The organism is Saccharospirillum impatiens DSM 12546 (assembly GCF_000423605.1).
In the GTDB taxonomy this organism is placed as follows: domain Bacteria; phylum Pseudomonadota; class Gammaproteobacteria; order Pseudomonadales; family Natronospirillaceae; genus Saccharospirillum; species Saccharospirillum impatiens.
In genome coordinates, this window is record NZ_AUIH01000053.1 from 1 (window position 1) to 18,798 (window position 18,798).

An 18,798-nucleotide genomic window follows, 5' to 3' on the forward strand; every position below is an offset into this window, starting at 1 on the left:
CATCCATAAAGTAATGTTCACTTTCGATCGTATTGATCGCTTCAAAATCATTTTTACCAATACATAGCATCGCTAGATAACTTTTGATCACATCCGAATGTTTTATGCCGTGGCGCAATGGAACCAGTGCGTCAATTTGCTGTGTAAGATAGGTGTGTCGATTTACGGCTTGACCAATCAGTGCTAAGCCACTGTGACTGATGATATCTGCATCGGATTGTACGATTTTGAAACGCTTCATTTACTCACTCAGTAGGTGATCTATTTGAGGGGACTATTTTAGCAAAATTCGGCGCAAATAGAGGGCTATAGGCCGTTTTTTTATTATTAACCTACGGATTCAGGAATCAGTCCCAATCCCCCGGGACAGCCCTGCGTACCTCTTCCTTTTTGACCTCAAGCGTATGCCCCAGTGGCGGTGTATTGTTAGAAATTGGTTTCGATAACGACGGCAATAATGTCCTGGATGATGATGAAGTTCAGCAAACACAGGAAGTGTGCAACGGATCGAACGGCACAGATGGAACCAACGGAACCGATGGTGAAAATGGCACAGACGGAACAGATGGCTCTGTTGGTCTGAATGCGCTGGTAAGGTTGACTGAAGTAGCCGGGGTAAGTGTTCAATGCCCGATTGGCGGTATGAAAATTGAGTCGGGTCTGGATGCAAACGCCGATAATGTGTTGGATGTGAGTGAAGTAAACCCCTCACAAACCCAATACGTCTGCCACGGCGACGATGGTGAGAACAGCAGTGATCCTGGGTTGTCGAGTTTGGTCGAAACCCTCATTGAACCGGCGGGTGCTAACTGTACTAACGGTGGTATTCGGGTTGACAGCGGCGTTGATACGAGCGGTGACGGCGTTCTGCAGGAGGCTGAAAAATCAGCACCGGTTTATGTGTGTAATGTTGCGGGTGCTACGGGATCTTCAAGCTTGATTGAATTGTCTGTCGAACTGCCTGGTGGAAACTGCACCTATGGTGGAACGCGTATCGACAGTGGGCCAGATGCCGACAGTAACGGCAGCCTTGAGCCGGGTGAAATCAGCCAGACTCGTTTTGTGTGTGAGCAGCAAAGCTGTTCGTGGACCGACAACAACGATGGCACCACCACGGTCAGTTGCGAGGGAGAAGACGATCGGTTGGTCCTAAACCCGGAAGCACTGAGTTTTACCTCCCGCACCACTTGCTCCGTTTCGATCGATCATCCGGAAGTCGAAGATGCTACGGTCCCACTGATCTACACCATCGATGCCATTGGCAACGATCTCAAGTTTGTGACACTGAATGTGCTTGACGGTGATGTTCAGGTCACTAACTCAAGATTGGTTACCTCCACGGCGGCCAATTCAGCTGAATTCAATTTCAGTATTATTTCTGTGTATTTCGACACGTTAGAAGAGGCCACTAATGGGCGGTATCAGGCATCACTGAATGAGACTGAGAACGAGATGGCGCTATTGTATTTCGATAGCGACCTGACTGATGGCGGTCCATTAGGTGGTATGTTTCCGGCTTTTTCGACCGATACAGAGTCAGGAGTGTGTAGCCGTGTTCTGTCTGTAGCCGATTGAACACACCAGGCCAGATCAGGCGGCTCCTGAGAACAGGCAGAGTGTTTGCTTTTCAAGACAGTTTTGCGTGAGCCTGTTTGAGGCGATGTTGGAGTATGGCGATACGGAATACGAACTCTACTATGCGCTATTTTTTTTTAGTGAGCGTCATTGTGCCGCTGATGATTGCCAGGTGGATTTCAGCCAGTCGGTTTTTTGTCACTGGAGTACCTGCCGTTTGATGCGTTAAAGGAGCCAGCGTTAAAAGGTTAAGAGGGCTCTGAACAAATCATGCCGAAAAGATAGCCCCCGGGGGTCCGCGGGGCACCCATTCGATTACGATGCCAAATTATCGTCAATCGAGTGTGAGGTGTGTCACAAACCCGGTTCTTATATGTAAACTAAACCGACACTATGGCCGGGTTGGTTGGGGTCACGGGGTCAGTTGTTCTATAAATCCCTTAGGAATTTTTGGCCTTCCGCGTTCATTCAAGGCAGTCGCAACAATCCTGGCTTGCAGGCACAGAGTGCTGTCCGATTGCCGGATCACACTTTGTTCAAACACAAACCGAACGCGGTCCATCATGCTCATGTTCAGGCCGATATAGAACTCGTCCTGGCTGGTCAGCGAGCGTTTGTAGTCAAGCTCAGCTCTCACGACCACCAGGTTGATACCGTCTCGGGACAGCGCGGCAAAATCGACACCGCGGTCGAGCAAGAACTCGTGCCGGCAATGTTCCAGGTAGTTCTGGTAGACCGCATTGTTGACGATGCCCTGAAGATCGCATTCGTAATCGCGAACTTTGAAGTCCAGCCGGTATTGGTAGCTCATTGGTTCGATTCAAACCCTTCCAGTACATTGACCGCATTGACGCCGATGGCATCGACATCGTACCCGCCTTCCATGGTGAACAGGGTCGGGAGGTTCAGCTGTGCGATGCGCTGGCCCATGGTCAGGTAGTCGGCTGATGTCAGTTTGAAGAAAGAAATGGGGTCTCCTTCGAAGGTGTCCACACCCAGAGCGATGATTACCGCATCCGGTGCGTACCGTTCAATTTCCCGACAGGCTGCTGCCAGCCCTTTCTCCCAGACGCTGAAGGGCGTGTTGGGCGGATAAGCGATGTTCACATTATACCCTTCGCCTGCGCCTTCACCGGTTTCGTCTTCAAACCCCAGAAAGTGAGGGAAGGCGTAGTCGGGGTCGCCGTGCAGGCTGATGGTGAGCACATCGTCGCGATCGTAGAAAATGCTTTGGGTGCCGTTGCCGTGGTGAAAATCGACGTCGAGAATGGCCACACGCTTTGCGCCCTGGTCCAAAAATGCCTGGGCGGAGATGGCTGCATTGTTGAAAAAGCAGTAGCCGCCGTACATATCGGCTGCGGCATGATGCCCGGGCGGGCGGCACAGGGCGAATGCGGCCCGGTCGCCATTGGCTATCAGCTTTTGCGCGGTCAGGGCCACCTGAGCGGACGCGAAAGCGGCATCCCAGGTGCCTTCGGTAATGGAAGACTCGGCTGAAAAGCTGTAGTAACCCAGGCGGCCATCGATGTCTTTGGGTTCGCGGTGTCTCATGCCACGCCCGGCCCAGATAGCAGGTATGGCCTCGCCGGGCTTTCCGGCGGCGGTCCAGTCGTCCCAGCATTGCTTTAAAAAGTCGACATAGTCGGCGCCGTGAATACGCAGTATTGGGTCGAGTCCGAACGCTTCGGGTTCAATGACATCGCCCAGCTTCTGATGAACCACGCGCGCCAGAATCGTCTCGGCCCGGGAAGGCTTTTCGTAGGGGTCGACCAGAATACCGCCGTCCAGTTCAGATTTGGCAGTGCGGCGATGGTGCAGGGGCGAGAATACGGTTTTCATTGACGCTGAGATCCGTGAATTGGGGAGAGCGCACTTTCTCACAGCTTAGGGGATGTCTCAATGGCTGGGCCGCTGGTAAGGCCTGAGTGCGAGGCAAAAAAAACCCACCGTCAGGTGGGTTTCATCTGCACTGCCCGCTATATCAGGCGGTGGCGTCTTTACGACGACGTGCAACGAACAAACCGAGAAGGCCAGCACCAACCAGTGCAATCGTACCCGGCTCTGGCACTTCGGTAATAACCGAAAGTACTGAATTGCCGACGTAGAAGTCGCCCAGCAGGGAGGTCACTTTAACGTCTAGCATACCATTGGCGTTCAATGAGGCCAGTGCTTGCAGTTCCAGCTCGCTGTTGAAGTCATTGGCGTAAAAAGTATAACCGCCTGTATCGAAGTCGAAGTCTTCAACGGTTACCAGTGTCCACTCAAAGCTTTTATACCACTTGTCAGTGTCGTCATTGATGTCGATGCTAAGCGTGCCGCTCACCGCAGAGCCCAGTGTAAATCCATCGTCGTTCAGATCATGGGTGTATGAGTATGAATCCAAGTTAGACAGGTACTGGTTCTGTTCGACTGTATCCACAATAAGGCCAGCGTGAGCAACAGAGATGCTTGCTACCAGGCCTGCCAGTGTTAAACCTAGGGTTTTCAACATGAATTGACTCCTTCCTTTGATGAAGTGTAACGGGTCCATTTGCATGGCTGACAGTCATATAGCAAAGAGTGGGCCAACACCCTGGAAAGGCCGTATGTTGGGGCTGGGCAGTCAATGCGCATTCTGATTTTCTGAAGTCTGTAAAACTTGCCGACATTGAACATCAAGCGCAGCGGCATCAGATCGACAGTCGTGGCGCCATTGGCTCTCAAAGCGCGGCCCTGGTTGTCATAGAGGCCCATTTACTGGTGTTAATGCCGGTGCCAATAACGCCATTCGGTCGTGGGGCCGGCTTCGTATAGGGTTAGCCAGGTATCGGAACCGGATGTTGGTGCATAAAAAAACCCACCGGGGAGAGTGGGTTTTAGCGGCTTTGACGAGAGAATCAGGCAGTAGCGTCCTTTTCTTTACGTCGGCGTGTAACGTACAAGCCGAACAGGCCGGCGCCGACCAGTGCGATCGTACCTGGCTCAGGCACTTCGGTAATAACCGAAAGAACCGAGTTGCCGAGATAGAAGTCGCCTAGCAGGGAGGTGACTGTCACGTCCAGCATGCCATTGGCGTTCAGCGAAACCAGTGCTTCCAACCCTAACGCCTTGTGGAAATCGCTGGTGATATAGCTAAGGCCGTCGGTATCGAGATCAAGGTCATCAACGACAACCAGAGCCCACTCAATGTGTTCCCACCACTGATCACGATCGTCGCGAAAGTCGATGCTCAAAGAGCCACTAACAGCGGAGCCCGGTGTAAAGCCATCGTCATTGATATCGTGAGAGAATGAGTACGATTGCCAGGTAGACAGATACCGGTCATTTTCAACGGTATCTGTAATCAGACCAGCATGGGCGACAGCAATACTTGCCACCAAACCAGCTAGTGTCAGGCCGATAGTTTTAAACATGTTTTCACCCTATCCTTTGAGAGAAATGTTTACTCCTTTTTGCACCATTTGCATGGCTTTAGTGTAGTGCGCAATAAACAGACCATAGACCCAGGAGGCCCTGAAAGCCGCCTGGTGCACTGTCGGGCACCCATTAACCGGTGTTGAACCTTCGATCATGTAAAACAAGTCGACATCGATTCAGGCACGGAGCGGTTCGAGCGGCTCGTTATTATTGAGCGGGCCTTTTATGCGACGCCACACCTTCTCATGAAAATAAAAGGCGACGGTGTTAATCGCGGGCTCAACCAGGGCTACCAGGCTGCCGATCAGAATGTCGCCGGTCAGCGCCCAGGTCACCAGGAAGGCGACGGTGAAGTGCATCACGGCGAAGGTGATGGTCTTGATCAGGTCGCGGTGTTGGGAGACGTTGACGTACATGGTTTCGAACCTCGGCAGTAATGGCATCTCCTTAAATGATAATCACTTCTATCATTAATAAAAGCTCAAGGATGCAATGCTTCTAATAGTTTCCCTGTATTGCTTCACCGCTCCAGCTTTCTGAACGCCAGCCAGCGCCACAGGCGCTCCAGCGGCCCCTGGCCGATCCGGGTTATCCACAGGTGGGCGACAATGACCTGAATCAGGGTGAAGCCAGCAACGATAAACAGCGTTTCAAGTCGGTTGAGCGTACCCCAGAGCCCCGGGGCAATCTGGGAGAAAAACAGCACCGTCAGGGTCGACTGGGAAATATAAAGGGTGAACGCCATTTTGCCGGTGTTGCGCAGCATGGTGACCAGCCTTGAGCCGGACCTGGCAATGGGCACCAGGAGCGATGCATAGCCGATCGCCATAGGCGGCCCGGCGATCATCATCAAACTGATGGTCGCTTGTGCCGCGCTGGTTTCCAGCCCCCAGGCATACCGAAACCCCAGTACGATTGCGCCCCAACTGAACCCGAGTGCCCACAGAGGCAGGGCCCATCGCCAGGCGTGCGGGTTGTTAAAAAAACCGACACGATACAGGGCGACCCCGATCAGCATCAGGCCGGTGCTGAACCAGAAGGTGATGAACGGCATCACCATTAGCATAAAGGCGTTTTCGGTTAGGTTGCGCACTGTGCGCACCCCCAGGTCGCTGTTAGCGTTGCGCAGTTCGGCGAGTGCTTCCTGGCTGAACGGGAGATCGGGGACCTGCATTATGTTCTCGCCGGTAATCAGCGCGCCAAAGAGGGTGTAGCCGAGAAACAACTGGCCGATCACTAAGAACATAATGCCCGTGGTAACCAGGCGGCGTACTGAATCGCCCAGGTGGCGAATAACGAAAAAACCGCACAGCGCGTATAGGGCGAGCACATCGCCAAACCAGATGAAAAAGCCGTGCAGCAGGCCGATCACCAGCAACCAGCCGAGCCGGCGCTTGATCCAGTGTTTGGGTTCAGTGCCGCGCTGTGCCATCCGGTCCCACTGCACGGCCAGCCCGACACCAAACAGCAGACTGAACAGGCTCATGAATCGGGATTCAACGAACAGCGACTGAAATGCATAAACCCAGTCGTCAACGATACCGCTGCCTTCCTGCCAGCGCGGTACCGAGTAGGCGATGTCGGGTGCCGTCATCGAATAGATGTTCATGATGTAGATGCCGAGAATGGCGACACCACGAATCAGGTCGAGGCTGTCGATCCGGTCTTGCGTGCTGGTCGTGTGCATGACAGTTGGGCGGCCAGGTAACGAGGTTGCGTTGCAGTTTGCCAGAAAAACCGAGTGCAGGTTACTGCCGTCGGTCACAGAAAGCGGGAACGACTGGTGCCAGTTCTACCAGTCCCGGGCGTTTGCGATGACGGCGTCGTTGCCGTCGTGCAGGTTCAGCTTTGGCGTCAGCAGTGCAACCAGGATAACCAGTAACACGATGACCAGTATCCAGGCTTCCGGTGTGCCCAGTGAGTAGAGCGTTAGCGCGCTCAGCATGCAAACGGCAAGGGGGATGGGCAGCAGTAACCAGAGCGCCAGTGGGCGGGCGGTGATCAGTAAGATGCCCAGGGTAGCGATGGCTGTGGCATCGGGCGATAGCCCTACAATTTCGGCACTGTCGAAGGTGCGGCCGAACAGGAGACTGGTCAGTGGGTGGATGGCCAAGGCGTAGGCCAGTAAAGAAAACCCGAGCCACAGGCGCGGGTCATTTCTCATCAACGGCCGTGTCAGTTGTCGGGTGAGGCTCATTAATGCGATCAGGCTCGCTTCCAGTAGGAAGAAAGGTACCGCATATCGGGCCGCCCAATTGACCGGTGCATAATAGTGCCATAAAAACAAAAAGGCGCTGCTGATCCAGAGCGCTGCGAGTAAGAACGCGGTGGCTGTTTGCACGGTACGGTGACGCGACCAGACACCCACCAGCATCAGGCAGCCCAGGGCGATCAGCACGGGCAGCAAGGCGCCGGCCAGGGTGTTGACCTGATCAAACAGTCGCCAGTAAACCCGTTCGGAGAACAGAATGAAATCACTCAGCCGGTAGCTGAACCAGGCGTCCATTACAACGATCGCACGTAGGCGGCCATGCGTTCGCGCTGATTAGCATCGGGTAGGGGCCCGGTGGCACAGGCCAGGTTTTCACGAACGTGATCGACCCGCGTCGTCGCGGGAATGGTGCAGGTAATGGCCGGGTGTGAGATGACGTATTTCAACAGAAACTGCGCCCAGTTTTCGGCTTCAAACTCGCTGGCCCAGGCGGGCAGGGGTTTGCCTTCGAAGCGATGAATCAGTTGTTTTTGCTGGAACGGTCGGTTGGCGATCACGGCAATGCCCTTATCCATCGCCAAGGGCAGAATGCGATCTTCAATGTCGCGGTTGATAATGTTGTATGAGACCTGAATGAAATCCAGCGGTTGGCCGTGCATGACGTTTTCGAACTCGGCATGGCGGCGGCTTTCTGAGGTGGTGATGCCAATGTAGCGCACTTCGCCCGCTGCTTTCATTTGTCGCAACAGGCGCAAGTGGGGTTCCCACGCGACCAGGTTGTGTACCTGCAGTAAATCAAACCGCGGCACACCCCAGCGTTGTTGTGAGTGTTCGATTTGGCCGGCGCCGTTATTGGCGTTCGAAGTCCAGACTTTATCGGCTGAAAATACCGGCGTCGATGAGCCCAGCGTGTCGAGCCCAAAGCCCAGAGTATCCTGGGAGGAGCCGTACATCGGTGAGGAATCGATCATACGCCCGCCGGCTTCAAAGAAAGCCGCCATCACTGCCGCGCTTTCGTTGAGCAAGGTGGCGTCGTTACCGACGTTGAAGGTAATCCAGGTGCCCAGGCCGACAATAGGCATGGCTTCACCGGTAGAAGGTATGGCGCGAGTTCGCACGGCAGGCCGGGTTTCCGGCCAGCTTCGGGCAGGCAGCAACGATGCTCCGGCGAGGGCCAGGCTTTGCTGCACAAGACGGCGACGGCTGATGCCGGAATGCGTATCTGACACGACTTACCCCTGTGGACATGAGTCAGTTAGGGGTAAGCCTAGTCGATCTGCAGTGTCTTACACTCTGGCCTTAGAAGCTCACGTCCAGCGACAGCGCGGCGGTTCTTGGCTGGCCCTGGGTCAGGTACCCGCCGGCGGCGGATGCCGAGTACTGCTCGGCGGTCAGGTTTTCAATGTCTGCGCGCCAGGTCATTTCGACGGTATTCAGAGTCATGCGGTAGCGGGCGCCCAGGTCCAGTTGCGACCAGGCGTCTACTTTCAGGGTGTTGGCAAGGTCGGCGAATTGCGCTTCCGCCCAGGCGGGCGAAACGGCGGGTAGGGTCGCTAAAATGGCGATGGTCAGCGGGCGCAGCTCGGAACGGTTCCGGTGATATGGCGCTCGGGTATATTCCTTGGAAAGAGATTGGGCGGTCGACAGGCGTGAAAAGCGGTGAGCGTAGGCAATCACATATAATTATCCAAGTAATAACTATTATCATAGGTGATTGAGGCAGCGAGCGACATTGAAATGCCGTATCCCGGGTGGATCCAGGGGGCAGACTACTGGGGTGGCAGGCCAAGTTGTTGCCGATAGGCGTTGTGGCGGGCGAGCAAGGAGCCGTTCTGCTCCATTTGCTGCAATATTCGGGTCAGTTCGGGGAGTAATGGCTGCTGATCGCGGTGGATGTAGTGAAAAACGTTGACGCTGACCAGAGGTGACGTGAGCCGGCTGATGTCCGTCAAACCCATCTCCAGCACAAAGTATTGCCCGGACAGTTCGGGTGAAATGGCGGCGTCGATGCGCCCACGATCCAGCAATTGAATCAATTGGCGCGTTTGGTTGACTTCGACCCACTGAACGTTAGCGGGCCACTCCACGCCATACGTTAACCCTCTCAATCGGCCCAGCCTTAAAGGCTTCCGCCCCAGTAACGCCGCCGCTGTGGTAGGTTCACCCTTCACGAAAGCGGTGATCTGAATCTGAGTCAGGGCTACGGGTACCTGAACCAGGGCCGGGTTTCGTTGTTGGTGGCCATCTAACTGGGCCAAAACCGCATCGACATTGCCTGCAGCGATCATCCGGCTTTCACGGGCCGTTGGAATGTTCTGAAAGGTCACTGCCTGGCCCAGTTGTTCATATACCTCGGTGAACAAGGGGATGCCAACCTGATTAACAGCATTGCCGGGAATGACAGAGATGACCAGAGGGGTGTTCTCTGCAAGGCCCTGGGGCATCCAACCCAACACCAGCAGCAGGGCTAAAAAGCCCTTTCGGACAGGTGATAGTGAGTACCGGAAAACACCGTTGTGCATGGAGTGGCCGTTTGAACTGTGTTAATGAACACTAGCACAATCTCAGTTCGGGGCGCTTTGAGTGGACGTCTCTTTACCCATCGTCATCCATTGTCTTTATCGTTCGTCTTTACCACAGGGGTAGCTGGGCGGGTGCATCCGGTTGCGGAATCTGGCTCAGTCGGTAGCCGACACCCAGCAGGCGCACTGGTGAACTGCGCCGGTGCCAGGCCTCGATCAATAAGTTGTTAAATACAGTCGCATCGGGTGCGGTGTGGCTGTGTTCGGCGGTGGTCTGCTGGAAATCGTTGAATTTAACCTTAACGACTGCGCCTTCAATGCGGTATCCGCTCAGGCGGGAAAATCGATTTTGCAGGTCGTCGATCAGCTCCGGAAGCCTGGCCTGGCATTGCTCCAGATCGGGTAGATCCTGTGCGAAGGTCGTTTCGGTGCTGACTGACTTGCGCTGGCGGGTTACCTTAACCGATCGTTCATCCCGCCCGTGTGCCAGATCCCACAGGCGCTGACCGAAGCTGCCGTTGCGTTCCAGCAAGCTGTGCAGCGACTTCTGGCGAACATCGCCGCAGGTGACTAGCCCCTGAGCATGCAACCGTTCGGCGGTGCGCGCACCGACGCCATGCAGTTTGGTGACGGGTAAATCCAGAACGAAGGCGTCGATTTCATCCGGCAGAATGACTTTTAGGCCGTCCGGTTTGTTCCAGTCACTGGCGATTTTGGCGAGAAACTTATTGGGGGCCACCCCAATCGACACCGTTAACCCAACCTCTCGTTTTACCGCCTCCCGAATGGCCTCTGCCATGCGCGTGGCGCTGCCCTGGCAGGCAGGACTGTCGCTCACATCCATATAGGCTTCGTCGAGTGACAAGGGTTCAATCAGGTCGGTGTAGCGCCGGTAGATGTCGAAAATCTGGGTGGATACGGCTTTGTAGGCGTCCATTCGGCCGCGCACCAGGGTCAGGTGCGGGCATTTTTTCAGCGCCATGGCCGTCGACATTGCAGACCGAACCCCATAAGCGCGCGCTTCGTAATTGCAGGTGGCAATGACACCCCGACGATCGACCGCACCGCCCACTGCAATGGGGATGCCTTGCAATTCAGGGTTGTCGCGCATTTCGACGGCGGCGTAAAAGCAGTCGGCGTCGCTGTGCAGGATTTTGCGCATGGGCCGTGTCGGTTGCTACAACTGATGAAAAAGTATGACTAAAGGCTGTATGGATGTCCAGTTTTCATCCGGTCTTCAGAAGCCAGGGTTCAGAGTGATGTACATCACTGAGCAACACACCGGATAGGTTGTAATCTTGTTCCTGCTGGCCCGGGCGTAGCAGGAAAGCGATTTAAGGTGGGCTAAAAAAGCCCGCACTTGGCGGGCATCAACGACTTACTGGAGTCAAAAATGAAAAGGGTAAACCTCGGCTACTACTCGTCAGGAAACAACGCCTTTCAGGGCATCCCGGTGGCGGCGAACCCGATGAACGACCGGAGACTGGCTGACCAGTTCATGCCCGCGGCAGAGGGCATCAAGCAAGCGTACGGTCGCCTCCGGGTGGTTGATGCAATGAAATCGATGAACGCTGCCAGCGTTCGTACGCAGGGTCAGGGTGCCGGTTTCGAACAGAAACGGCAGGCCATAACAGGTAATGTCCATGCTTTCGAGTGTATGCAGCGGTATGTGGGTGGTGCGACGAAAGAAGGTGCCACGCTGGTCGACCACTTTGCGAGTCGTGATCTGCAGTTCGTAGCCCGATTGGTCGATCGCGAAACAACAAGCGACCACCAGCACAAACCACGAATTAAACAGGCCTGCGATGGCGATTACCGCCAGAACGGCCCACACCAGCGTGTGGCGATAACCTCGGCTGATGATGTATTCATCAACAGCGAGACTGATGGACGGTGCAAACATGTCAATGCTCTCCCTAAGGTGTAAGCCGGATGGTGCGATGTAAGCGGTACACCATCCTGGTGTCGTACCGGTTGGTACGCGGCCATTCCGCTGACCGAGGAGCCAGGTTGACATAGAAATCTTGCACAATTGTGTGAATATGAATAAAAAAACGACATGCCCGGCCGTGTTGTCCGGATAAGTGGCGAGGTAACAAGGATATGAACGCTTTTTCACATCTTGAATTCGACGACAACTTTCTGTTCGCAACCCGTGCCGATGGCAGTCGTATTACGTTTACCAGGCGAGAGCGGGCCGTGCTGCGCGTGATGGCTCCGCGCAAAGACACTCTGTTTACCCGCGATCAATTGCTCGACCACCTCAGTGATGGGGCGGATGCCCCTTTTGACCGAAATATCGACTCCATCATCAGTCGGCTTCGGCGCAAACTGGACGACTCTTCTGTGGAGCCTCGTTACATTGCGACACGTTATGGGGAAGGTTACATCTGGGTCGCTGAGAAAAAGCAGCCCAGTTCACCTCAGGTCTCAGTGGAAACCGCCTTCGTTAAACTGCTCAGCCCGTTGTGGGAAGGGCTCACCCCTTTTACCACCAGTGAGCACAGTGACTTTATGGCAACCCTGGGCCGTGCACTGCAGTCACGACTGGGTGAGCAACACCAACTGGTCGTTGTCGCCGGGCAGAATGTTCAGCGTATGCAGACGAAGCGGTTTTTTACCCGCTTTACCGTTCAGGTGGGGTTTAGTCCGTCAGCCACAGTCAGGCAATTATCATTGACGGTATACGACAATGAACATAAGACAGTAATTCGAGTCATTCGGCGACCACTGGGCGAGCAGCCTGAATGGGAAGCGTTGTGCGAGAGTTTGGCCTCTGAGCTTTACGAATGCATGGTGGCTTTTCGGTTGCTGAATGGCCCTGAAGATGAAGCGGGCAACCGGGAGCCGCACACGGTTACTCTGTATCGTGCCTCCAAGTTGTTTAATCCGAACGATGAGGCTCAGTCTTCAGCAGTCTCAGCCTTGCGACGGTCACTGGCCCGCAATCCCGATGACCCCGAGTTGGCACTGATGCTGGCGGTGGGTATTAACAATCAACTATACGCTGGCCAGGTTCGGGACCGACAACAAGCCATCGGGGAAGTGCTTGATTTGGTGTTAACCCATATTGAAGCCTATTTGGACGATGCGCTGAACTTATCGGCAGCGGCGGATATTCTATTCACCTATGGTCACCCGGAACTCGGGCGCAGTTACTCTCGGCTGGCGCTGGAGTATGGGCACCACCATGCAGCCTGCTTTATGGTTGAGGGGAAAATCAATGCCAGTTTGGGCCGGTTCGATGTTGCATTGGGCTACTACGACCATTGTCTGTCGGTGTGTGATCCCGATGATTTTTTTCACCGAATGGTCCTGATTCTCAAAGCGATCGCATTGAAAGCCCGGGGGGATACCGACACGCTTGAACGTCTGTTTCCGGATATGTTGAAGCAGGAAACCAACCCACTGAAACGAGCCGGGTTGCAGGTGTTTTTCATGAACGACAAACACTCGGTACCGAAGCTGGTCCGGCTGTTTCTCAGGGCATTACCGGCCAGTAAAATCAAAGACATGTTGTCCGTCCTGTATTTTGGCAGTACCCGGTGTTTTGTTCAGGAAAAGCATCGAATCAACCTGTTCAGCGGGCCGGTCAATTATTTTGTGTCAACGCATGGTGAGGGGGTTGTACCCGACGAAGTCAGAGCCGGGTTGCCTGCTCTGTTTACCGCCATACCCAAGCAGGAAAGCGGTTGCACCGCGTCGGGAAACGCACACAATTCCAGCGGTTAGTCTTTAGCCAGTCAGTAGTGTCTGTCATTGCTGTTTGTTTAGTAACCAAGTCAAAACATCCCCGCGTGATTTCTTTGAGGTCGATCACAAATGCTGGACGCTGACGGCGACCCTACCTAATGCCTTGGTTACACTCCGCGCGCCTCCCAGTGAGGTTATTCGCAGATCCATTTATCAAGGACATTTTGTTAAGGAGAAATACCATGAAAAAATTATTGCTGACTGCAGGTTTGACAGTTGCATTGACGGGCACCGCTATGGCTGGCAGTGGTCCGGGTTGTGGTTTGGGTTCAATGATTTTTGCTGAGAAAACGGGAACGTTTAACCACGTTCTGGCCAGCATTACCAACGGCATCTATTCCAACCAGGCCTTCGGCATGTCTACCGGAACTCTGGGTTGCGACTCAAGCCAGTCGATCGAGTACACACAGGTTGCGGCCTATCTCGACACCAACCTGGACCAGGTTGCCGTCGATATGGCACGCGGTGAAGGCGAAGCACTGGATGGCCTGGCTACCCTGCTTGACGTTCAGCTGAGCGATCGCGCTGCTTTTTCTGTGGCTACGCAAGCCAACTTCACTCGCATCTTTCCGTCTGCTGAAACAACTCGCGAAGCGGCGGTTGAATCACTGATGGCTGTGCTGCGTGAAGACCAGAGCCTGGCCGTTTACGCACTGAACGCCTAAGCCCCGCGTTAATATGGGGAGTCATCGACTCCCCGATTTCCCTCCGGTAGTTTTGTCATTCAAGGTTCTCTACATTGACCCTCTCAATTACTCGCCCCCTGCATGTTGTGTTGGCGCTGTTGCTGCTTGGATGGGCCACAACAGCCGCTGCCAGTACCCTGTTTGATACCAGTTGGATCCACTGGGTCGAGCAGAATCGTCTGTATCATGAGGATGGCTGGTATAAAGTCATGCACTACCGGCCCATCTCCGGTGGCTTTCGCAGTGACGTAGAAGACGCCGATTTCTTTTTCGCCCCTGCCGGACAGTTCGACCCGGTAGCCGAGCTGTTTTCAACCGTTCGTGCCTTTATGTCAGACACGCCGAACCTGGGCGATGAAGCGGCTCAGTGCCGCTACCCGCGCCGGTTTGAATGGGTCACTGATCATTTCCCCGATACCATCGAATTCCCTGTGGTTGAGTGCCCTGCATTAACGGCGTTTATCGAGCAGGCAGCACCCTCAGGCATGACGTTAATTTACCCCAATGCGTACCTTAACAACCCAGCATCCATGTTCGGCCATACGTTTGTGCGCGTTGACGGACAGGCTGAAGGTGAAGCCCGGAATGCCTTGCTGGCACTTACTGTTAGTTATGGGGCGGATGTTCAGCCGAATGAAAATGGCTTTGTTTATGCGTTTAAGGGGTTGACCGGTTTATACCCAGGATCAGTACGTTCCCACCCTTATTACCGACAGGTTCAGAACTACAACGAACTCGAATCCCGGGATATCTGGGAGTACCCGCTGAACGTTTCTCCGGCTCAGGCCGAAACGTTCATCAAAGCAGGGTGGGATCTAAAAGACATCAATATCAACTACGCGTACTTGCTGAAAAACTGCTCTTACCGGTTGCTCGGTTTGATCGAGGCCGCTTTCCCGCAGTACGACCTGGTTGAAGACTTCGACGTCTACGCAGTGCCCGTCGACACCCTGCGAGCTCTGGCTCGCGTCGGGCTGGTTCAAACACCGGGTTTCAGGCCCGCCATTGCCAGCCGTATTCATTTTCTGGCCAGTGAATTACCTCGCGCGCAAGTTCAACTGGCGCAACGCCTGGTCGACAACGCGGTTGCATCGACCGATACCGGAGCCTTGAATGAGCTGCCAGCAGGGCAACAGCGACTGGTCGTTGATCTGGCTTACGAATATTCCCGGTTCAAGGCCAAAAAACACAGTTCGCAGATGGCTGAGGTTTCCTATGGCTTGCTGCGTTTACGCGCACAACAGGCTGCAGGGTTAACAGAGCCACCGCCAGAAGCCTGGCCACGGGAGCCGATGCAAGGCCATGGTGTTCGCCGTGCAGGCATCGGCCTGGGCTACCAGGGCGATGACCGTTTGTACGCCCGGTTTCGGTTTCGCCCGGCTTACCACGACAACTATGACCGCCAAGCCGGTTTTCTCGACAACGCCCAGATCAATGCATTGCAAAGCGAGTTCCGGCTGTCGGTCGACGAAAACGATCAGGTCGATCTGGCGCTAGACCAGTTGGACCTGGTTGATTTTCGCTCGTTGACCCCCTACCACGCCATGACCCCTTCATTGGCCTGGTCGGCACGATTGGGCTGGTTGCGCGCGAACCCTAACGCCAAAAGCTTGCCTTTCAGTGCAGAGATGGGGCTTGGGCGTGCCGTACAAACCGGCAATGGCAGCCTCGGCTTTTTGCTGGTCACCATTGGGGTTGCAACGGACCCACAGCTGCTGGCGGGTCTGCATGGTGGCTGGTTAACCGATGTCGCCTCAGAAGATCGATTTGGCATTGAGGCGCGGCTGGTGCATGAGTTTTTGTCTGAGGAACCCACCGCCACGCTTGCGGCAACCTACAATCGGGTGCTCTCACCAAATCAGGCTGTACGCCTTCAGTTGGCGACCGAAAGCCAGGGCGGTCAACTGAACACCCGGGGCACTCTGGACTTTAACTGGTACTTTTAGCATGAACCACTAGAGACAGGCTTATTCGGGGCTTAACCCGGTGGTCACACTCAAGCAGTCCGTGTAGGCTTTGGGCAAAGGTATCCCTCTCGGGTCGCCTGGTTAATGTGAGGGTCACAGAGTGAAGAAAACATCTATAGCACTGGGCAGTGGCGGTGCTCGTGGCCTGGCTCACATCGGCGTTCTCAGAGCGCTCGAAGACAATGGGAACTACCAGATCAGCTCCATTGCCGGCTCCTCGATTGGCGCTCTGGTTGGGGGGCTCTACGCGGCCAAGAAAATGGACGACTACGCCGACTGGGTGAGCAGTCTTTCCCTTGGGGATATCTGGAAACTGCTCGATTTCTCCTATTCCCGAGTTGGCTTGTTCAAAGGCGACCGAATCATGGATCGGCTGGCCGATCTGGTCGGCGATACGCAAATCGAGGAGCTCAACCTACCCTTCAGCGCGGTTGCGACCGATATTCAAAAACGTGAGGAGGTTTGGATTAATCACGGCTCCATGTTTGAAGCCATTCGCGCCTCCATTGCCATTCCCGGTTTTTTCACGCCGGTTCGCCGCAAAGGCCGGCTGCTGGTCGACGGCGGATTACTAAGCCCGCTGCCGATGACACCGCTGTTGTATCACGATGCCGAATTCACGGTCGTCGTCTCGCTGAACGGGAATGCCCACCAGCCTGAATCGGAGCCGCCAATAAAAGACGACGATGCTCAGAGCCGCGACGAATCCTCGAACAAGCTCTTACAATGGTTTCAGCAGACCCGGCAGACACTGGGGTTGGAGGGTGAAAGCCAGAGCAGTAATAACTCGGTTGTTGATATCTTTGCCCAATCTGTCGAAGCGATGCAAGACAGGATCGGCCGTTACCAACTGGCCGCCTTTGAACCCGACGTGCTGATCGAAGTGCCGGTCGATGCGTGCGGCATACTCGATTTCCATCGGGGTGCCGAGATGATTGACCTGGGTTATGAACTGACCGTAAAGGCATTAAAAGAACGGCGCTGACACCCGGCGGTAGACAATGGAGCGTAATGGAGCGTAATGGAGCGCAGTATGGCGGGTTTGCTCGCGCCAATACCTTCTATGGATTGTACTAAATCAATGTCATTCTGCTATTCAAGCAACATTGCCATGGCCGAACGCTGATCATCTTCGTGAATACTCCCCTACTGAATGTCGTCTTGTATCGATCTGTTGTGACTCACACCTTCCGGCATTTCTGACCTACCGTTTTCTGATATTTGGGCTAATCTCCGGAAACGGTCAGGAAAACCACCGAACTCAAGACCTTCGCTCCGTTAGGTCAACCGTCAATGAAAGGCGAACGGGAGTCTTTATGGACGAACTCTGGAACTACATGTTCTCAAGCAACCTGATGCCACATGGTATGTGCTATCTCTGGCGGCCCGACATGCTGGTGCTCCACGCGGGATCAGACACCATTATCGCCTTGTCCTATTTCTCCATTCCCCTGGCCCTGGCTCAGTATTGGAAAAAGCGGGAAGGAACAGAGTTCGGGTGGGTTCTCAAATTGTTCGCCGCTTTTATTCTGGCGTGCGGTACGACGCATTTGTTCAGCATTTGGAATATCTGGAATGGAGACTACTACGCACAGGGGCTGGTCAAACTGATAACCGCTGGCGTGTCTCTGGCAACAGCAATTGTTATCTGGCCCCTGATACCCCGGCTGGTGAGTATTCCCAGCCCGGTAATGCTCGCTGAGCGTAACGAAGCACTGCACAGAGAAGTCGACCTTCGTATCAGCGCCGAGAATCGACTTCGTGATTTCTACGCATCGCTGGAGCAGGCGGTGGCGGACCGGACTGAAGAACTTCAGAAAGCCAAAGATGCGCTCGAACGCCAGATCCGTTCGTCGGATCGGGTGAAGCAACGCCTGCAAAGCATTTTTGAATCAGCGCCCAACGGTATGATCGTCGTGAACCGGGACGGACTGATTCAACAGGCAAACAGTACCGCTCATGCTATCTTCAACTACCCACTCGGCTCACTCGAAGGTCGGCCAATAGAATCGCTGGTGCCCGAGAAGCAGCGAGTTCAGCATCAACAGGATCGGAACGGTTATGTCGCTTCACCTGCCAAACGGATGATGGGTGATCGAAAGGATCTCAGAGGTCTGCGCCTGGATGGCAGCATGGTGCCGATTGAGATCGGGTTGAACCCGGTGACTGGCAGTGAGGCCGGAGATGTAGTCGCCTCTGTAGTCGATGTCTCTCAGCGCAAGGCCTACGAACAAAAGATTGAGCAGCGCAATACCGCGCTTGAACGGTCTAATCAGGAGCTTAAAGAGTTCGCATTCATTGCTTCGCATGATCTGAGAGAACCGCTGCGCAAAGTCATTTCTTTTTCGGCTCTTCGTAGTTTCCTGTGGAAATCCAGTATAATCAGGACTTGATCATACCGAATTTACGGGGAGTCTTTCTGTGGAAATCGAAGAGCATTATGCACTGCTTCTGGGTATTCATTCGCCCTGGGAGACAAGCTCGGTAGACCTCAACATGGCCAATAGCCGAGTCGATATCGAGATTGAGTATGTCGACTCCACTGGCGCGTGTCCTGAGTGCGGAACATTATGTCCAAAACACGATGAACGTGAATCCCGGACCTGGCGCCATCTGGATACCATGCAGTTTGCTACTTACCTGCACGCTCGGTTGCCAAGGGTCAAGTGTAAGGGCCATGGTGTTAA

19 protein-coding genes and 1 pseudogene are annotated in these 18,798 nt (G+C 54.5%); 7 read left to right on the top strand and 13 right to left on the bottom strand.

Annotation, left to right across the window (positions count from 1 at the left end; translation table 11 throughout):
• Positions 1-241: pseudogene (locus tag G565_RS0117880) on the bottom strand (IS1380 family transposase); the annotation flags it as partial.
• Between the two features lie 149 nt (positions 242-390).
• Here G565_RS0117880 and G565_RS0117885 point away from each other — a divergent pair.
• On the top strand, positions 391-1,575 hold the full coding sequence (locus G565_RS0117885) for a DUF7151 family protein (protein WP_425413985.1): 1,185 nt from the start codon (positions 391-393) through the stop codon (positions 1,573-1,575).
• A gap of 412 nt (positions 1,576-1,987) precedes the next feature.
• On the opposite strand, the gene G565_RS0117890 is transcribed toward G565_RS0117885, so the two are convergent.
• The 12 genes from G565_RS0117890 to G565_RS0117950 all read right to left on the bottom strand — a co-directional run bounded on the left by G565_RS0117890 (position 1,988) and on the right by G565_RS0117950 (position 11,608).
• The gene (locus G565_RS0117890; RefSeq protein ID WP_028672094.1) at positions 1,988-2,386 is read right to left on the bottom strand and encodes an acyl-CoA thioesterase; all 399 of its coding nucleotides are present in this window, start codon (positions 2,384-2,386) and stop codon (positions 1,988-1,990) included.
• Positions 2,383-3,414, bottom strand: coding sequence for a histone deacetylase family protein (locus tag G565_RS0117895; RefSeq protein ID WP_028672095.1), 1,032 nt, complete (start codon positions 3,412-3,414; stop codon positions 2,383-2,385). Before G565_RS0117895 ends, G565_RS0117890 begins: the two co-directional genes overlap by 4 nt.
• Before the next feature lie 142 nt (positions 3,415-3,556).
• Positions 3,557-4,066, bottom strand: a complete 510-nt coding sequence (locus G565_RS0117900) for a PEP-CTERM sorting domain-containing protein (RefSeq protein WP_028672096.1) — start codon at positions 4,064-4,066, stop codon at positions 3,557-3,559.
• Between the two features lie 385 nt (positions 4,067-4,451).
• The gene (locus G565_RS0117910; RefSeq protein WP_028672098.1) at positions 4,452-4,967 is read right to left on the bottom strand and encodes a PEP-CTERM sorting domain-containing protein; all 516 of its coding nucleotides are present in this window, start codon (positions 4,965-4,967) and stop codon (positions 4,452-4,454) included.
• 180 nt (positions 4,968-5,147) lie between these two features.
• On the bottom strand, positions 5,148-5,357 hold the full coding sequence (locus G565_RS0117915; protein WP_028672099.1) for a DUF2061 domain-containing protein: 210 nt from the start codon (positions 5,355-5,357) through the stop codon (positions 5,148-5,150).
• A 134-nt stretch (positions 5,358-5,491) separates the two neighbouring features.
• Positions 5,492-6,658, bottom strand: a complete 1,167-nt coding sequence (locus tag G565_RS0117920) for a DUF418 domain-containing protein (protein ID WP_157600144.1) — start codon at positions 6,656-6,658, stop codon at positions 5,492-5,494.
• A gap of 105 nt (positions 6,659-6,763) precedes the next feature.
• Positions 6,764-7,477, bottom strand: a complete 714-nt coding sequence (locus tag G565_RS24805) for a DUF6064 family protein (RefSeq protein WP_051208223.1) — start codon at positions 7,475-7,477, stop codon at positions 6,764-6,766.
• The gene (locus G565_RS0117930; protein ID WP_245584214.1) at positions 7,477-8,412 is read right to left on the bottom strand and encodes an aldo/keto reductase; all 936 of its coding nucleotides are present in this window, start codon (positions 8,410-8,412) and stop codon (positions 7,477-7,479) included. The genes G565_RS24805 and G565_RS0117930 overlap by 1 nt, the downstream gene beginning before the upstream one ends.
• Positions 8,413-8,482: 70 nt before the next feature.
• Complete coding sequence (locus tag G565_RS0117935; RefSeq protein ID WP_028672102.1) at positions 8,483-8,860, bottom strand: TonB-dependent receptor; 378 nt, start codon at positions 8,858-8,860, stop codon at positions 8,483-8,485.
• A gap of 92 nt (positions 8,861-8,952) precedes the next feature.
• Entirely contained in the window at positions 8,953-9,627 is a 675-nt protein-coding gene (locus G565_RS0117940; RefSeq protein ID WP_169579671.1) for a substrate-binding periplasmic protein, read from the bottom strand.
• 187 nt (positions 9,628-9,814) lie between these two features.
• Positions 9,815-10,867 (bottom strand): DNA polymerase IV, encoded by a 1,053-nt coding sequence (gene dinB, locus G565_RS0117945; protein ID WP_028672104.1) that lies wholly within the window; start codon positions 10,865-10,867, stop codon positions 9,815-9,817.
• Positions 10,868-11,128: 261 nt separating this feature from the next.
• Positions 11,129-11,608 carry a PH domain-containing protein gene (locus G565_RS0117950; RefSeq protein ID WP_028672105.1) on the bottom strand — a complete coding sequence of 160 codons (480 nt, stop codon included), beginning with the start codon at positions 11,606-11,608 and terminating at the stop codon, positions 11,129-11,131.
• 200 nt (positions 11,609-11,808) lie between these two features.
• Between G565_RS0117950 and G565_RS26160 the strand changes: the two genes are divergently transcribed.
• From G565_RS26160 to G565_RS26490, 6 genes are all read left to right on the top strand, one after another.
• A complete protein-coding gene (locus tag G565_RS26160) occupies positions 11,809-13,437 on the top strand; it encodes a winged helix-turn-helix domain-containing protein (protein WP_028672106.1) in 1,629 nt (542 codons plus the stop codon).
• 203 nt (positions 13,438-13,640) lie between these two features.
• Positions 13,641-14,123: a DUF3015 family protein gene (locus G565_RS0117960; RefSeq protein WP_028672107.1), complete on the top strand. Its 483-nt coding sequence runs from the start codon at positions 13,641-13,643 to the stop codon at positions 14,121-14,123.
• 74 nt (positions 14,124-14,197) lie between these two features.
• Complete coding sequence (locus tag G565_RS0117965) at positions 14,198-16,090, top strand: Lnb N-terminal periplasmic domain-containing protein (protein WP_028672108.1); 1,893 nt, start codon at positions 14,198-14,200, stop codon at positions 16,088-16,090.
• Between the two features lie 121 nt (positions 16,091-16,211).
• On the top strand, positions 16,212-17,096 hold the full coding sequence (locus tag G565_RS0117970) for a patatin-like phospholipase family protein (RefSeq protein WP_028672109.1): 885 nt from the start codon (positions 16,212-16,214) through the stop codon (positions 17,094-17,096).
• A 331-nt stretch (positions 17,097-17,427) separates the two neighbouring features.
• A complete protein-coding gene (locus tag G565_RS0117975) occupies positions 17,428-18,504 on the top strand; it encodes a PAS domain S-box protein (protein WP_028672110.1) in 1,077 nt (358 codons plus the stop codon).
• Positions 18,505-18,532: 28 nt separating this feature from the next.
• Positions 18,533-18,798, top strand: a 266-nt coding sequence (locus tag G565_RS26490) for a transposase family protein (protein ID WP_169579672.1), incomplete at its 3' end; no start/stop codon positions are given.

What these genes read in the sequence shown, in the direction of transcription:
- G565_RS0117890 (WP_028672094.1), bottom strand. Translation starts at nt 2,386, where the DNA reads ATGAGCTACCAATACCGGCTGGACTTCAAAGTTCGCGATTACGAATGC.
- G565_RS0117895 (WP_028672095.1), bottom strand. Translation starts at nt 3,414, where the DNA reads ATGAAAACCGTATTCTCGCCCCTGCACCATCGCCGCACTGCCAAATCT.
- G565_RS0117900 (WP_028672096.1), bottom strand. Translation starts at nt 4,066, where the DNA reads ATGTTGAAAACCCTAGGTTTAACACTGGCAGGCCTGGTAGCAAGCATC.
- G565_RS0117910 (WP_028672098.1), bottom strand. Translation starts at nt 4,967, where the DNA reads ATGTTTAAAACTATCGGCCTGACACTAGCTGGTTTGGTGGCAAGTATT.
- G565_RS0117920 (WP_157600144.1), bottom strand. Translation starts at nt 6,658, where the DNA reads ATGCACACGACCAGCACGCAAGACCGGATCGACAGCCTCGACCTGATT.
- G565_RS24805 (WP_051208223.1), bottom strand. Translation starts at nt 7,477, where the DNA reads ATGGACGCCTGGTTCAGCTACCGGCTGAGTGATTTCATTCTGTTCTCC.
- G565_RS0117940 (WP_169579671.1), bottom strand. Translation starts at nt 9,627, where the DNA reads ATGCCCCAGGGCCTTGCAGAGAACACCCCTCTGGTCATCTCTGTCATT.
- dinB (WP_028672104.1), bottom strand. Translation starts at nt 10,867, where the DNA reads ATGCGCAAAATCCTGCACAGCGACGCCGACTGCTTTTACGCCGCCGTC.
- G565_RS0117950 (WP_028672105.1), bottom strand. Translation starts at nt 11,608, where the DNA reads ATGTTTGCACCGTCCATCAGTCTCGCTGTTGATGAATACATCATCAGC.
- G565_RS26160 (WP_028672106.1), top strand. Translation starts at nt 11,809, where the DNA reads ATGAACGCTTTTTCACATCTTGAATTCGACGACAACTTTCTGTTCGCA.
- G565_RS0117960 (WP_028672107.1), top strand. Translation starts at nt 13,641, where the DNA reads ATGAAAAAATTATTGCTGACTGCAGGTTTGACAGTTGCATTGACGGGC.
- G565_RS0117975 (WP_028672110.1), top strand. Translation starts at nt 17,428, where the DNA reads ATGGACGAACTCTGGAACTACATGTTCTCAAGCAACCTGATGCCACAT.